Origin of the sequence: Pseudomonas sp. Xaverov 83 (assembly GCF_019352905.1) — a bacterium.
Lineage (GTDB): Bacteria > Pseudomonadota > Gammaproteobacteria > Pseudomonadales > Pseudomonadaceae > Aquipseudomonas > Aquipseudomonas yamanorum.
In genome coordinates this window covers 36177-36983 of sequence record NZ_JAAAFU010000059.1, presented here as the reverse complement: position 1 = coordinate 36983, position 807 = coordinate 36177, and the positions used below count along the sequence as shown (strand labels likewise).

Below are 807 nucleotides of genomic sequence, written 5' to 3'. Positions count from 1 at the left end.
CTCACCTCGCACCTGTTCAAATCCGGCCGCGAGCACCAACGCCAGCAAGGCCAACTCCTCAGCCACTACCACTACGACGACCAGGGCCGCCTGCACGCCCACGCCATCACCCAACAGGAACAACGCCACCAGCGCCGCCAATACGACTACGACAAACGCGGCAACCTGACCCGCATCCTCGACCCCCGTAAAGGCCAGCACGACTACCACTACGACCCACTCGACCGCCTGACCCGCGCCAACCACTCGCACGATCTGCAGGAACGCTTCGTCCACGATCCGGCGGGCAACCTGCTGATGCAAGACCGAGTCGGGCCCAGCGTCGTCAAAGGCAACCGCTTGTTGATGCAAGGCGACCGTCATTACGACTACGACGCCTTCGGCAACCTCCTGCGCGAACGCCGGGGCCGCGCTCAACAACTGGTCACCGAATACCGCTACGACTGCCAGCACCGGCTGATTGCCGTCACCCAACCCGACGGCACCCAGGCCAGCTACCGCTACGATCCTTTTGATCGGCGCGTCGCAAAAGTCGTGAACGGTCAAACTACCGAATTCTTCTGGCAAGGCGACGCACTGATCGCCGAACACAGCGCCGATCACCACCAGAGCTACCTCCACGAACCCAACAGCTTCCGCCCGTTAGTTCTGCTGAAGGGCTACGGCCCGGAAGACGTAAAACCCCTCCACTACCAACTCGACCACTTAGGCACCCCACAAGAACTCACCGCCCCCGACGGCGAAATCGTCTGGTCTGCGCAGTACCGCGCCTACGGCCAAATCGCGAAGCTGGACGTCAACGCCGTT

The 807-nt window shown here is 62.3% G+C and carries 1 protein-coding gene; it reads left to right on the top strand.

What is annotated here, in order from left to right; all coding sequences use genetic code 11:
• Positions 1-807, top strand: an 807-nt coding sequence (locus tag K0H47_RS31170; protein ID WP_257626702.1) for an RHS repeat domain-containing protein, incomplete at both ends; no start/stop codon positions are given.